At 68.0% G+C, this 14,121-nt stretch carries 7 protein-coding genes; 5 read left to right on the forward strand and 2 right to left on the reverse strand.

Annotated elements, in window-relative coordinates; all coding sequences use genetic code 11:
* The first annotated feature begins 154 nt into the window (after nt 1-154).
* Nucleotides 155-1,177: an NAD(P)/FAD-dependent oxidoreductase gene (locus tag KIP79_RS45150; protein WP_214111243.1), complete on the forward strand. Its 1,023-nt coding sequence runs from the start codon at nt 155-157 to the stop codon at nt 1,175-1,177.
* A gap of 135 nt (nt 1,178-1,312) precedes the next feature.
* On the opposite strand, the gene KIP79_RS45155 is transcribed toward KIP79_RS45150, so the two are convergent.
* Nucleotides 1,313-7,495 carry an Ig-like domain-containing protein gene (locus KIP79_RS45155; RefSeq protein ID WP_214111244.1) on the reverse strand — a complete coding sequence of 2,061 codons (6,183 nt, stop codon included), beginning with the start codon at nt 7,493-7,495 and terminating at the stop codon, nt 1,313-1,315.
* 498 nt (nt 7,496-7,993) lie between these two features.
* Between KIP79_RS45155 and KIP79_RS45160 the strand changes: the two genes are divergently transcribed.
* The 4 genes from KIP79_RS45160 (at nt 7,994) to ispG (ending at nt 13,192) form a co-directional block, all read left to right on the forward strand.
* Complete coding sequence (locus tag KIP79_RS45160; RefSeq protein WP_214111245.1) at nt 7,994-9,124, forward strand: helix-turn-helix transcriptional regulator; 1,131 nt, start codon at nt 7,994-7,996, stop codon at nt 9,122-9,124.
* Between the two features lie 176 nt (nt 9,125-9,300).
* Nucleotides 9,301-11,097, forward strand: a complete 1,797-nt coding sequence (locus KIP79_RS45165) for a 1-deoxy-D-xylulose-5-phosphate synthase (RefSeq protein WP_214111246.1) — start codon at nt 9,301-9,303, stop codon at nt 11,095-11,097.
* On the forward strand, nt 11,094-12,062 hold the full coding sequence (locus tag KIP79_RS45170; RefSeq protein WP_214111247.1) for a 4-hydroxy-3-methylbut-2-enyl diphosphate reductase: 969 nt from the start codon (nt 11,094-11,096) through the stop codon (nt 12,060-12,062). The genes KIP79_RS45165 and KIP79_RS45170 overlap by 4 nt, the downstream gene beginning before the upstream one ends.
* Nucleotides 12,059-13,192, forward strand: a complete 1,134-nt coding sequence (gene ispG / locus KIP79_RS45175; protein WP_214111248.1) for a flavodoxin-dependent (E)-4-hydroxy-3-methylbut-2-enyl-diphosphate synthase — start codon at nt 12,059-12,061, stop codon at nt 13,190-13,192. The genes KIP79_RS45170 and ispG overlap by 4 nt, the downstream gene beginning before the upstream one ends.
* Before the next feature lie 134 nt (nt 13,193-13,326).
* Here ispG and KIP79_RS45180 read toward each other — a convergent pair whose 3' ends face one another.
* Nucleotides 13,327-13,953, reverse strand: a complete 627-nt coding sequence (locus tag KIP79_RS45180; RefSeq protein WP_214111249.1) for a hypothetical protein — start codon at nt 13,951-13,953, stop codon at nt 13,327-13,329.
* Nucleotides 13,954-14,121 lie beyond the last annotated feature (168 nt).

The raw sequence follows: 14,121 nt of genomic DNA on the forward strand, positions 1-14,121 counted from the left end.
CGCGGTCGAAGGCGCCGTCAACCGGATCAAGATGCTCAAACGCCAGATGTATGGCCGCGCCAACCCCGACCTGCTCCGTCGCCGGATCCTCCTCGCCGATTAAGATCACGGAATTTGTGCCAGAGCCCGCAAGGTCCCGGTCCCGGGAAACGAGGTGATCGGCTGCACCCGGCCCTTTCTGGAGGCCTACCTGCGTGAGCGCCTGATGGCGCACGCGAACATCCCCCGCCTCAAAGGGCGGGCTCGTGGGTTGCGGTTCACGTCAGGCCGGGTGAGCGGTGTCCTCTTTTCCGAAGGCAACGACGCGGGCGCCCCGCACACTCTGCCGTGTGATCTCGTGGTGGACGCCATGGGCCGGTCCAGTCGGCTGGGCGAGTGGCTGAGCGAGGCGGGGTGGCAACCCCCGGCGCTGGAGCGACTTCATGTGGATCTCGGCTACGCGACGGGCGTCTTCGCGCGGGACCCCGCCGACTCCGGCACGCTCGCCATCCACTCTCTCGTCCTGCGTCCCGGCCGTCTGCCGTTGTTGTCGACCATGACAGCGGTCGAGGGGAACCGCTCGATCGTGACGATCGCCGGCTATGCACAGGACCGGCCGACCCGCGACGTCAAGGAATTCCTGGAGTGGTGCCGGCAGGACCCCAGCGGTGAGTTCGGCCGGATAGTGGATCAGCACGAGATGCTCGAGGGTGTCACCACCTTCCGCTACCCCGACAACCGCAGAAAGATCTTCAGTCGGCTCAGCCGGTTCCCGGGCGGACTGCTGGCCTTGGGTGACTCCGTCGCGTCCTTCAATCCCATCCGCGCGCAGGGCATGTCATCCGCTTGCCTCCACGCCGCCTGCCTCGACGATTACCTGCGCGGCAAGCCTTCTCTCGCGGACCCCGCTCGCGGGTACTTCGAGAGCATCGGCAGAGTCGTCGACGCCGCCTGGATGATGTCCACGACAAGCGACTCCCTGCTGCCTCATTCGAATGCCACGCCCACCAGAGGCGACCGTGCGTTCAACGCCCTGAACGGCCTTGTCTTCCGCGCGTCCGTGGTCGACCGGGAAGTGCATCGCCGCTTCCTCGATGTGGTGCACATGCGGGCCCACCCCCGCACCCTGATGCGGCCGGGGACGCTCCTGCGAGCCGCCCGGCGCTGGAGAACCGACATCAGCCTCGTCGGGGCATAGCGAGCCGCTGCGGTGATGCCGTGAGCCGGAGACGTCGGCGACGTCCCCGGCTCACGGTCTTTTTGGTGCCTGCCAATGACCACTGTGGGCATCCTCCATGGATCGGAGGATGCCCACATCGTTTAGCTACCGGTGCTACTTGTCGTGGATGGCGATGTTGCCGCCGCCGAGAGCGGTGCCTGCTTCGCCGTTGTCGTAGACGACGGTGCCGTTCGCCGCGTCCCAGATCTTGATCCGGAACTGGTTCGCCTTACCGTCGTCGATCGCCGTGAGTTCGAAGACGTACTCGCCGCGGCCGTTGATCGTGCCCGAGCCCTTGTACTGGGCCCGCGTGCCCGACACCACCATCCAGTCGTGCGCCTTCGCCTTGAAGTTCAGGTTCCCGGCGTGGAAGTCGAACTCGGTGTTGCCGGTGGGCGTGCTGGTGCCCTCCTTGTACTTGGAGACGAACCCGAAGTTCGCCTTTCCGGTGAGTGCGGGATTGGCCTTGTAGGCGCCGGCCGGGGAGTTGATCCAGCCGCCGCCGGTGACGAACCCGGCGCTGGGGTCGTAGACCACCACCGCCTGCGCGGTCGCGGTGCCCGAGCCCTGGTCGTCATCGGTGACGGTGACGACCGGGTGGTAGAGGCCCGCCTTGGCGTAGGCGTGCGTCGCCCGGCAGGTGCCGTCGGCCACGGTGCCCGGCGAGGTGCCGCCGTCCTTCCAGTCGACCGCGCAGGTGTGCGTGTCGGCTCCCGGGTCGGTGAACCTGACGGACAGTTCGATCGCGCTGCCGACGGTCTGCGGGGCCGCCGGTGTGGAGACCTCGCCGAGCTTGGGAGCGACGTTGTTCACGCGCACGGTGGCGGTGGCGGTGGCCTTCTTCTGGCCGTCGCTGACCTCCACGGTGACGTGCGCGTCCGCCGGACCGTCGGCGACCGTGAGCTTCACGGTGTCACCGTCACCAGCGAGCGTGCCGGTGTCGGTGCTCCACTTCCAGGTCAGCTTGTCGCCATCGGGGTCGGTCGCGGTTGCCTTCAACTGCACCGCACTCCCCTCGTCCGCGTTCGCCGGCGCCTCGATCGACACGGTCGGCGGCCGGTTCGCCGCGGTCACCGTGATGGTGGCCTTGGCCGGAGCGGCCTCCTCCTTACCGTCGGACGCCGTCCAGGTGAACGTGTCCGTTCCCGTCCACCCCTGCTCGGGGGTGTAGGTCACGTCGGGACCGGTACCCGAGACGGCGCCGTGCCCGGGCGCCTGGACGACGCGGTAGCTGAGCGAGTCACCGTCGGGGTCCTCGGCCTTCAGGGTCACCTTGACCGGGGTGGACTCCGGCGTGGTCGCCGTCACGTCGTGCACGGTCGGCGGCTGGTTGCCGCCGTTGTCGCCGGGCTCGACCTTGACCGTGACCATGGCCGGCGCGGACACCAGGTCACCGTCGTCGGCGACGTAGGTGAAGGTGTCGGTTCCGGTGAATCCGGCCGCCGGGGTGTAGGTCACCTGCCCGTCCTTCACGGCCGAGACCGTGCCGTGGGCCGGGCCCTGGCCGTCCAGCACCCGCAGGGTGATGGTGTCCAGAACATCCGGGTCGAACGCGTTCAGCGTCACGTTCGCGGCCTGCCCCTTGACGGTGGTCGCCGTCACGTCCTCGGCCACCGGCGCGTGCTTGACGGTCATCAGGAAGGCGCTCTGCTTGCCGTTGTGGTTACCGAATCCGAGGATCTGGCCGTGCTCGTTGATGTCCTTGGCGGACAGCAGTTGCCAGCCGCTGTCCGGGGGCAGCAGGGTGTTCAGGTCCACCGCGTCCTTGCCCGGCTCGGCCAGGAAGGCACGGGTCTGCCCATTGCTGAGGGTGTACTGGCCGACGATCTGACCGAGGTTGTTCACCGCCTCGGGCGAGGTGATCTTCGCACCGGTGTACGCGGTGTCCAGCCTCCGCATCGTCCCGTCCGCGTAGACGTACCCGAAGGTACGGGTGTTGTTCCAGTCCGCGGGCCCGTCGACACTCGTGCCGACCACGACACCGAGGTCGTTCACCGCATTCGCCGTGCTCTCCAGGTGACCGGGCAGGGTGCCGAGGTTGCGCACCTGGCCGCCCGACCAGACCACCGCTCGGTTACCGGCGGAGATGCGCTGGGTGCCCACGATGACCCCGGCCGAGTTCGCGCCGGAGGCCGTGCCGTTGGCGGCTCCGGTCAGCAGGGGCAGCGCCGCCACCGTCGTACCGGACCAGCGGACCGGCAGGGTGCGGGTGGCTTCGCTGTAGCTCGAACCGACCGCCGTCCTGCCGTCACGGCTGACGGCCGCGACCGCTCCCCGGGTGTGGTTGGGCAGCAGGTCCAGCACCGTGGGAGTCCCGGACAACTCCCATCGCACCGGGGCATCGTGCGTCAGCCAGTCCGCGTATCCGTACGCCAAGCCGTCCTCGTCGACGGCCTCGGCGTGACCGGCTGACGCCCCTGGCGGCAGGTCCAGGTAGGCAACCTTGCCGTTGGACCAGCGGAGCGGCTTGGAGGCGTACACGCCGGCGGCGACGCCGCGGTCGTTCAGCGCCGCCGCACCGGCCTGGAACCCGTCGGGAGCGCGCAGTTCGTACACGCCCCGCTTGGCGTCGGGTGCCACAGTGAACGTGCTGGTCGCGCCGAGCGCCTCGTGGCCGGCTTCGTCGCTGACCAGGGTGCGCAGCCGGTATCCGCCGGTCGGCAGGTTCTCGCCGCTCGGCAGACCGGTGGTGCGGGACCAGGCGGTCGAGCCCGCCGTGGGCAACCAGGTCTGGCTGGTGGTCCAGCTGTCGCCGTCCCAGTAGCGGCCCTTGCTGTCGCGCAGCTCGACCCGGACCTTGGCGACCCCGGAGGCGTCGTCGGAGGCGGTGCCGGCGAACTGCTTGATCTCGGGCACGACGGTGGTGTCGGCCGGGGTCTTGATCTGCGTGGTCGGGTTGGCCTTGTCCAGGCGTACCGGCACGGTGCGCTTGCGCTCGACGGTCCCGTCCGCGGCGGTGGCCCAGAACGTGACATTGGTGGCGCCGGTCGCCGTGATGGTGAACGACGCCTGCGCACCGTTCACCGACGTCTCCGGCACGGTCTGCGCGCCGGACGCCCGGTAGGTCAGCTTGGCCACCGGGCTGCCGCCCGCGGTCGCCTTCAGGGTGACCTTCACGTCGCCCGTGCTCCACCCGGCTCCGGCCGGGGCCGGGTCCAGCATGGCCGTGGTGACCAGGCTCGGCTTCAGATCCGCCAGCTTCACCTCCACCGGAGCGGAGCGGTTCCCCGCGCGGTCCTCGGCGAAGACGGTGAGCGTGGGCGTCGTCGCCGGGTTCAGCGACAGCGGCCCTTCGTAGCGGCTGAACTGGCGGCCGTCGGTGGACCACGCGATGTCGGCCACCCCGCTGCCGGTGTCGGACGCCGAGACCACGTAGCTGGTCGAGCCGTTCGCCGCCACCGCGTCGACCGTCACCTCAGGGTCGGTGACATCGGCCGCGTCGGCGCCGGCCAGCCGGACCGTCGGGGGAATGACCTTCTCCGGCCGGCCGTCGCCGTCCTCGTCGGCGCGCAGCACGTCGGTGCCGTCGGGACGGGTGGTGAGCTCGACCGCCGTGCCCTTCGCCACGGCGATGTCGATCCAGCGGGTCGCCACCGTCGGGCGCTGCTGCGTGCCCTCCAGCAGGGTGAGCTGGAGCGGCTTTCCGGTCGCGGTGATCCGCGTACGGAAGGTCTCCTCCCCGGCGGCCGGCATGGTCACCATGCCCGCGTCGTCCCGGTTGGAAAGGAACCGCGTGACGCCGTCGACGTAACCCGCGGTGCCACCCTCCGGGTCGGTGGTGTGGCCCTGGCCGTCGGTGACGGTCAGCTCGGTCCCGCCGAGGACCGACACGTAGCGCAGGCTCATGGCGGGGTCGGGAGCGGCCGTGGCGCCGGCCGCCAGCCCGGACTGCGTGCCCGCGTTGTTGACGCAGGATTCCGTGTCGGCGCCCGGACGGCCCAGACCGCTGTGATCGGCCTGGCCCTGCGGCTCGATGGAGTACAGCCGGTCCAGCACCGCGTTCAGGACGGCCGGGTTACCCGACATCCCGGTGTGCTCGACCTGGAAGTTGCTGGACGACCAGGTGTACTCGGACCGGAAGACGAGCACCTCGGCGTTTGCGGCGTTGTAGTCCACGCCGCGGCCCGCCCGCTCGGCACTGATCAGCGGAACCGTGCCGTCACCGCAGATCAGGTCCTGACTGATGAAGTTCTCCGGGGCGCACTCCTTCCACCAGAGACTGCCGGTGCAGATCGGCTTGCGGTTGGCGACAATGGTGCCGATCGTGTTGGCACCCGCCTGGAGGCCCACGATGTGGGTGTACTTGATGTCCTGGGTGTCCTCGCGCCAGTCGACCTGGCCGGGCTTCGACTGGAACTCGTCGGCGTTGTCACCGGGGTTGGAGTCCTCGTACAGGGAGTTGGCCAGTTCCTTCACGTCCTGGTAGCTGTAGGTCTCCTCGGCGCCGTTCTTCCCGTTGAGGTCCCAGCCGTCTTCCCGCACCACCGGCACGCTGGAGGCGTCCCCGTAGATCCGGCTGGCCATCAGCTGGTGCGTGGCGGGGAAGCTGCCCGCCACCCGCTTGATGACCTCCGGCGGGCCGTTCACCAGATCGGCCTTGATGAAGTCACCGGTCAACAGCACGTTCACCAGCTTGGGCGCGCCCAGCCACGGCGCGCCGAGGGTCACCATCCGGTCGATGTGACTGTCCTGCGGATGGTCGAGGATGTACCGCCGGGTGACGATGCCGCCCATCGAGTGGGTCAGGACGTCCACCTTGCGGTTCGGCCAGAACTTCCGTACACAGCCGATGAAGTCCGCCAGCTTCTCGGCGCTTTCGGCGTTGCTCTTGCGCCAGTCGTAGGCGAAGACGAACAGGTTGGGCGTCCCTGACTGGTCGGACTGCGTCAGGTCGCAGCCTTCCGTGGTGCGGCGTTCGGTGTGTCCGTCGACCTTGTACTCGCGGTAGTTTGCGGGCCCTCGCAGGGTGTCCAGCAGAGTGCCGTAAATGTTCAGGGCGGGGGAAATGAGATCCGATACCGCGTCACAGTGCTCATGCTGCAGCGCGTCGACAGGCCGGATATCGCGCGGCACATTCTGCGCGTCCTTCGGGAAGAGGCTGAGCAGGTTACGGTCCCTGCTGCCGCCGCGGATGTGGCATCCGATCCACAGTTCGTCCGTCTCCTTGTCGTTCTCGTAGGCGGACAACCGACTGGCTCCGGCGCCGTGCACGAAAATCACGGGGTCGATGGGGATCGCGGCCCAGATCGTGGAATTGTTCCCGTGCGCGCCGCGGCCGACGATGATGCCGGTCTTGTTGATGAGCTCCGCGTGGTCGAGCCGCCAGCCGCTGACGGGAGGAAGCAGGGCGTTGAGCACGCGCGGGCTGCCGTTGCTCCACAACACCGCCTTGTAGAGGCCGGTGTTACCGACGGCGCCGACCACCTCTCCCCGGTCGTTGAGGCTGGTCGCGACCATCCCGTGCCCTTCGGGGGTGTCCTTCGGGGCGTCCAGTTTCGTCCAGACGCCGGCCTTGCTGCGGACGAACCAGGCAGCCGTCGTCGCGTTGCCCGCCTGCACCAGGACGTCACCGGCATTGTTGATGTCCATGGCGACCCCGCCCAGGAAGTCCGGCGGCAGGCCCAGGCCCTGCAGGGCACCGTTCTGCCAGATGGCCGGCTCCGACGCACTCGTACCGTCAGGCTTTTCGTGGGAGACGAACCCGGCCACCGTGCCGGATTCGTTCATGTCCTCCGCGGTCATCTCGCAGGGGAGGGGGGTGAGGGCGCCGTCCTCGGTGAGGATCGCGTTACAAGGACTCGTGCCGACGAGGATCTGGCCCCGGTTGTTCGCCGCGATCACCTCATACGAGGAGCTGGTCAGCACCTCAGGGGAGTTGTAGACAGCACCCTCGCCAGGCAGCGAGCGGTACACGTACCCTTCCGAGCGACCGTCACCGACACCGACGCGGCCGTAGACGGTGCCGTTCGCGGCGACACCGGCCGGCCAGTGCCGCAAATCCGGATCGTTGATCGGCATCATTTCCATCTGAGATCCCGGAGCCCAGGCGAAGGGCACGGGAGCGGGACTGATCATCGGGTCGAGTATCGTGCCGATCACGTGACCGTCGTCGCTGATCCCGTCCAGGCTCGTGATCTTTCCCTGGCCGCTCGGGTTGAGGTCGAACAGCCGGTAGCCGTTCATCCCGTCCCCGCGGGCCGCAGTGGTCACGGCTGCCGGCTTGGGTTCCTCCACCACCGCCGACGCGGATTGGGGCGTCGCCGCCAGCGTGAACGGCGCGCACAGTGCCAAGGTCACGGTCAACAGGAGCAAGGTGGGACGCGGCTGTCGGAACGGCCGGCTGGTTTGGTTTCGTAAACGGGCCAGCAGGCCTGGCAAGCGCGATAGAGGCATGGGTTCCCTCCTGGACTGCAAATACGCGCTGATGCTGGCAGCGTCGGCTAGTCGGCGGCTTGGTTCCCGCTTGGAGCTCGGGACCTAATGATCAATGGGCTCCCCGCTCCCCGGCGGTTCACGGCTCCCTGGATCAGGCCTGCGTACGGCGTCTCACCAAGTGGTCGCCAGGTAGGCCTTTAGTGCGCCAAGTCACGGTGTTTCGCGACCGACTCGGACATCAGGGAGACCCCACCGTGGACACCCGACCCGACACTGATCGTCATCGCGTTACCGCGCCCCAGCTCCAGCGCATGGAGCAAGTCCGTGGGAATTCCCGACGAGTCATGAGGAACTCCCCGGGCACCGAGACAGGCCATCTCTCCAGCGTCAAGACCGCTCGGACCCTTGCTAGGACGTGCCATGCCTGATGCCGATGTCTGCGACACCGTGCGCCGACGACCCACCAGAACGTTAGCCCCGGTCAAGACAGTGACGTCGCACCACAAGGCGCCACTCGTGAACGACCCCGGGAATTCGCTTTCCAGCACCGCGGTGGATCTGTACCAACAAGCCGTTCGAAGGGGAGCGCTACACACGGCGCAGACAGGTGAACTCGCTCAGGAGCTGTCTGTTTCCGTACGAGCTGTCGAAGCCGCCCTGCGGAGGCTGAGGGAGCTCCAGCTGCTGCGCCCCACGCCCGGCGTGGACGGTGTGCTGGCTCCGTGTAGTCCGACGGCGGCGCTGGCGGAACTGGTGAACCCGATCGAAATGAAGATCAAGGAAGAGGAGAAGCGCGCCCAGGACCTGAGATTCCAGCTGCAGGCGCTCAACCCGCTCTACTTCGAGAGCCGTAAGGTACGCAACAAGCACGAGGCCATCGACGTGCTGGGCGTCGAGGAGGCCCACGCCGCCCTCGAAGAGGCCGGTAGAAACTGCCGGACGGAGGTCCTCTTCGTCCATCCGGGAACCTTCTCGGAAGGCGCGATCGACCACTACCTCGCACGCGACCTGAAACCGCTGGACCGCAAGTTGAAGTTGCGGGCGCTGTATCAGCACCCGGCCCGGGCGAATCCGCTGATGCGCGATTACCTCGCCGGGCTGACCGAGGCCGGATTCGAAATCCGGACCCGTTCGGAGGTGCCCGCCCGTATTGTGCTGTTCGATTACGAGGTGGCATTCATCCCCACCCGCTCGGAACCCGGTGGAACAATCGTTCTCCGCGAGCCGTCCGTAATCGAATTCCTCTATCGTGGCATAGAACTGGCCTGGTCCGCGTCGCTCCCTTTCGACCTGGGCGGGCAGCCCGACCTCGGCTACGGTCCGGCCAAGGGAGAACTCAGGAGAGCCATACTCCGGCTGCTGGCGGACGGCGCGAAGGACGAGCTGATCGCGCGACGACTCAGCATTTCGCTGCGCACCTGCCGACGGCATATCGCCGAGATCATGGACGACCTACACGCGACGAGTCGCTTCCAGGCGGGAGTTCTGGCGGCACGCCGAGGAATGCTGGAGCCTTTCGGGATAACCGAATTCGATCAGCTCGAAAGCTGATCGCGCACCACATCCGGCGGGGCAGAAGCTGTCAAGCACCTTGCTGACGCCGGACGCCACTCCCCCCGTCGAAGCTGTTCCTCAAGAATCCGGATCGACGGGTCGGCCAGTTGGTTTGATCCGCGGATATCGCCAGAGCTGGATCGCATGGCGGCACAAACGAACGGACTCGGTAAGTGGAACCACGAAGCGTGTTGGCCGATATTCATTCGCCTCGTGACCTCAGGTCGTTGACCGTGGCGCAGCTGGTCCGGCTCAGTGCGGAGATCCGCTCCTTCCTGGTGGAGTCGGTGTCCCGTACGGGCGGACACCTGGGCCCGAGCCTTGGCGTGGTGGAGCTCACCCTGGCGTTGCACCGGGTCTTCGACTCGCCCCGTGATCGCATCCTCTGGGATACCGGGCATCAGGCGTACGTCCACAAGTTGCTCACGGGCAGGCGGGACTTCTCGCGATTACGGAAGAAGGACGGCCTGTCGGGCTATCCCAGCCGGGCGGAGTCCGAGCACGACATCATCGAGAACTCCCACGCGTCCACGGCGCTGTCGTACGCCGACGGGTTCGCCAAGGCTATTCACGTGCAGGGCGTGACCGATCGAGCGGTCGTCGCGGTCGTGGGAGACGGCGCGCTCACCGGCGGCATGGCCTGGGAGGCGCTGAACAACATCGGCGCCGCCCCGGACCGGCCGGTGATCATCGTGATCAACGACAACGGCCGGTCCTACGACCGGACCGTCGGCGGGCTGGCCGACCACCTGACCGTGCTGCGGCACGCGGCGGCGCCCCAAGCGATGTTCGAGGACCTGGGGCTGAAGTACATCGGCCCGGTGGACGGTCACGACATCGAGCAGACGGAGTCGGCCCTGGTGGCGGCGAGAGACTTCGGCGGACCCGTCATCGTGCACTGTGTCACCCAGAAAGGCCGGGGATACCGGCACGCGGAGAACGACACCCGCGACCGCTTCCACGGCATCGGGGTGATCGACGCCGAGACCGGCCGGCCGGTGGGCACCCCACCGGCCACCTGGACATCGGTGTTCGCCTCCGAACTCGTGACGATCGGCAACCGGCGGCCCGACGTGGTGGCGCTCACCGCGGCGATGCTCGAACCCGCCGGTCTGAGCGATTTCGCCGCGGCCCACCCGGGCCGGGTCTTCGACGTGGGCATCGCCGAGCAGCACGCGGCCACCTGCGCCGCGGGTCTGGCCGCCGCCGGGCTGCATCCCGTCGTCGCCGTCTACGCCACGTTCCTCAACCGGGCGTTCGACCAGATCCTGATGGATGTCGCGCTGCACCGCGCCGGAGTGACCTTCGTTCTCGACCGGGCCGGCGTGACCGGCGACGACGGGCCGAGCCACAACGGCATGTGGGACATGTCGGTCCTACAGGTCGTGCCCGGACTCCGGCTGGCCGCTCCACGCGACGCCGCCGAACTGCGCGCCCAACTGCGCGAAGCCCTTGAGGTGGCCGACGGGCCCACCGTGGTCCGCTTCCCGAAGGGGCCCGTGGGGCAGGACATCCCGGCAGTGGGCCGGATCGGCACGCTCGACGTGCTGGCACTGACCGGACCGCCGGGCGGGCGGCGTGACGTGCTGGTGGTCTCGATCGGGGCGATGGCCGGGACCTGCGTCGAGGTGGCGCGGCGGCTCACCGCGCACGGTGTGGCGGTCACGGTGGTGGACCCGAGGTGGGTCAAGCCGCTTGACGCCGCTCTGCCGTACCTCGCCCAAGAGCACGATCTTGTGGTGAGTGTCGAGGACAACCTGCGCGTGGGCGGTGTAGGGGCCGCCCTCGCGCAGGCCTTGCAGGACGCGAACGTCACCGTCCCCTGCCGCAACTTCGGCATCCCCGCGGATTTCCTTCCCGTCGGCAGCCGTACCGAGCTGCTGACCGAGATCGGGCTGACCGCGGCCGGTCTGGAACGAGAGATTCTGCGCCTGCTCGAGCTTGGCGGCGCACGGAAGGTGGCGGTATGAAGCGCGTCCTGCTCGCGAACCCGCGGAGCTACTGCGCCGGCGTGGAGCGCGCGGTCCAAACGGTGGAGCGGGCCCTTGAGATCTACGGGCCACCCGTCTACGTACGCAATGAGATCGTCCACAACCGTCACGTGGTCGAGACCCTCAAGGGCCGCGGTGTGATCTTCATCAGTGAGAACGACGAGGCGCCTGAGGGGTCCGTCGTCATCTTCTCCGCGCACGGAGTCGCACCCGAGGTTCATGTCTCGGCCGCGCGCCGTGGTCTGAAGACCATCGACGCGACCTGCCCTCTGGTGACCAAGGTCCACCAGGAGGCCCGCCGGTTCGCCGACGGCGACTACGACATCCTCCTGATCGGCCATGAGGGGCATGAGGAGGTCATCGGCACCATCGGCCAGGCGCCGGAGCGCATCCACCTGATCGACGGGCCGGAGGACGCGGCCGGCGTGACGGTACGCGACCCCGCGAAGGTGGCCTGGCTGTCGCAGACCACCCTGTCGGTGGACGAGACCATGCGCACCGTACGGCAGCTCAGGGAGCGGTTCCCGCTGCTGACCTCACCGCCGAGCGACGACATCTGCTACGCCACGCAGAACAGGCAGCAGGCGGTCAAACAGCTCGCACCCTCCTGCGACCTGGTCATCGTGGTCGGCTCCCGCAACTCGTCCAATTCGGTACGCCTGCGCGAGGTCGCCCTCGCCGCGGGCGCCCGCGCCGCCCACCTGGTCGACTTCGCCCACGAGATCGACGAGGCGTGGCTCGCCGGCGCCGACACCGTCGGTCTCACCTCGGGCGCCTCCGTCCCCGACTCCCTGGTCGAAGGTGTGCTCGCCTGGCTGGCCGACCGGGGATTCACCGACGTGACGGAGGTGACCAGCGGGCGGGAGACCACCGTCTTCGCCCTGCCACAGGAACTCCGTGCCGAGCTCCGCAACTCCTCAGCCCGACAGGTGATGTCCCCATGACGGTCCATCTCGGCATGCCCCAGCCCGCGGCCCCCACGCGCACGCCCTCCCACGGGACCTCCCACCGAGCCTCCCGCCGGGCTTCCCAAAGGATCACGGTGGGCTCGGTGCCGGTCGGTGGCGGCGCTCCCGTGTCGGTGCAGTCGATGACCACCACGCTGACCGCCGACGTCAACGCCACCCTGCAGCAGATCGCCGAACTGACCGCGGCCGGCTGCGAGATCGTCCGGGTCGCGGTGCCCTCCCAGGACGACGCCGACGCCCTGCCCGCCATCGCCCGCAAGTCGCCGATCCCCGTCATCGCCGACATCCACTTCCAGCCCAAGTACGTCTTCGCCGCCATCGACGCCGGCTGCGCCGCCGTCCGCGTCAACCCCGGCAACATCAAGAAATTTGACGACAAGGTAGGGCAGATCGCCCGCGCCGCCGCCGACGCCGGTGTGCCCATCCGGATCGGCGTCAACGCCGGCTCCCTGGACCCGCGCCTGCTCGCCAAGCACGGCAAGGCCACACCCGAAGCCCTGGTGGAATCGGCCTTGTGGGAGTGCTCACTGTTCGAGGAGCATGGCTTCACCAACATCAAGATCTCCGTCAAGCACCACGACCCGCAGGTCATGATCGCCGCCTACCGGGAACTGGCCGCCCGCTGCGACTACCCCCTCCACCTGGGCGTCACCGAGGCCGGCCCCCTCCTCCAGGGCACGGTGAAGTCGGCCGTCGCCTTCGGCATCCTGCTCGCCGAAGGCATCGGCGACACCATCCGCGTCTCCCTGTCCGCCCCGCCGGTCGAAGAGGTCAAAGTGGGCCGACAGATCCTCCAGTCCCTCGGACTCCGCGAACCCAGCCTGGAGATCGTGTCCTGCCCCTCCTGCGGCCGGGCCCAGGTCGACGTCTACCGCCTCACCGAACAGGTCAACGCCGCCTTCGACGGCTTCCCCATCCCCCTGCGCGTCGCCGTCATGGGCTGCGTCGTCAACGGCCCCGGCGAGGCCCGCGAAGCCGACCTCGGCGTCGCCAGCGGCAACGGCAAGGGCCAGATCTTCGTGAAGGGACAGGTCGTCGCCACGGTCCCCGAGTCGCGAATCGTGGAAACCCTCCTTGAGGAGGCCCTCAAACTGGCGGACTCGTAACCGGCAGCTGAAAGACCCACGCGAGCAGCAGGTGCCTCGCCTGCCGCACAGCACAGACGGCCGATCGCGCTGATTGACCACGCGCCCGGCCGCCGGGACCTCTGTCAGCTACTTGATCTTTTTACGACGTACCGCTATTGCGCGCAGACCCAATTGAACTTGATGTACTCGTTCCTCGGCGGGTTGGTGTTGGGGGGGTAGCTGCTGGTGAGGGTCAACTGGAGCCGGCTGCCGCCACGGTCCGGGTAGACCATCTGGACGCCTGCCGGCGCTTCGACGTCGAACGACGTGAAGAAATTGGCGGTGTTTCGATCCGGGTACTTGTAGCTGCCCGAGTCGATGGTGGGGTAGCCCGACGGGCAGGTGATGGAGGTCTCGAGCGGCTTCGGGTCGCTCGACCTGACCATGGCGGCGTTCTCTTTATTGATGGTCGTCGGGTTCGACGAGCAGGTGTACCTGACCGTTACCCATCCTGTTTCGGTGCCGGAGTTGGTCGCCGACACCGTCCAGCCGTCACCGTCGGAATTCCGACGGATCTTCTTCACCCCGTCCACGCCGGTGGTGTACTCCACGCGGAATCCGGTCCTCGCCAGATAGGGCGTACTGGCCGGGCAGTTCTGGGTGAAATGCATGGTCTCGCCGGGAGCGACCGGGAATTCGGCCATGGTGGAGATAGTGCCGGCCGACGCCGAGGGCGCGGTGAGCAGCAAGCCGACGGTGGCCATCGCCGCACCCAGAGCAGCCGTTCTGAACAATTTCACGGGTGTATTCCTCCTTGGAATGTTGTCGTTCAGAACGCTAGCCTCGATGTTTCACGATCTTCGTCTGGTCGGCTGAGCGGTTCGGCTGGGAGTTGATTTCGCCGTCGTGGTCAGTCTGGTGGCCCGGCTGTCGCGCCGGGTGGGCGGGGTTCCACGGGCCCGCAGGGT

This window comes from Acrocarpospora catenulata (genome assembly GCF_018476525.1).
GTDB classification, from domain to species: Bacteria; Actinomycetota; Actinomycetes; order Streptosporangiales; family Streptosporangiaceae; genus Acrocarpospora; species Acrocarpospora catenulata.

Bases quoted from the DNA above. Each gene is read 5' to 3' on its own strand.
- KIP79_RS45160 (WP_214111245.1), top strand. From the start codon at position 7,994: ATGCCTGATGCCGATGTCTGCGACACCGTGCGCCGACGACCCACCAGA.
- KIP79_RS45170 (WP_214111247.1), top strand. From the start codon at position 11,094: ATGAAGCGCGTCCTGCTCGCGAACCCGCGGAGCTACTGCGCCGGCGTG.
- ispG (WP_214111248.1), top strand. From the start codon at position 12,059: ATGACGGTCCATCTCGGCATGCCCCAGCCCGCGGCCCCCACGCGCACG.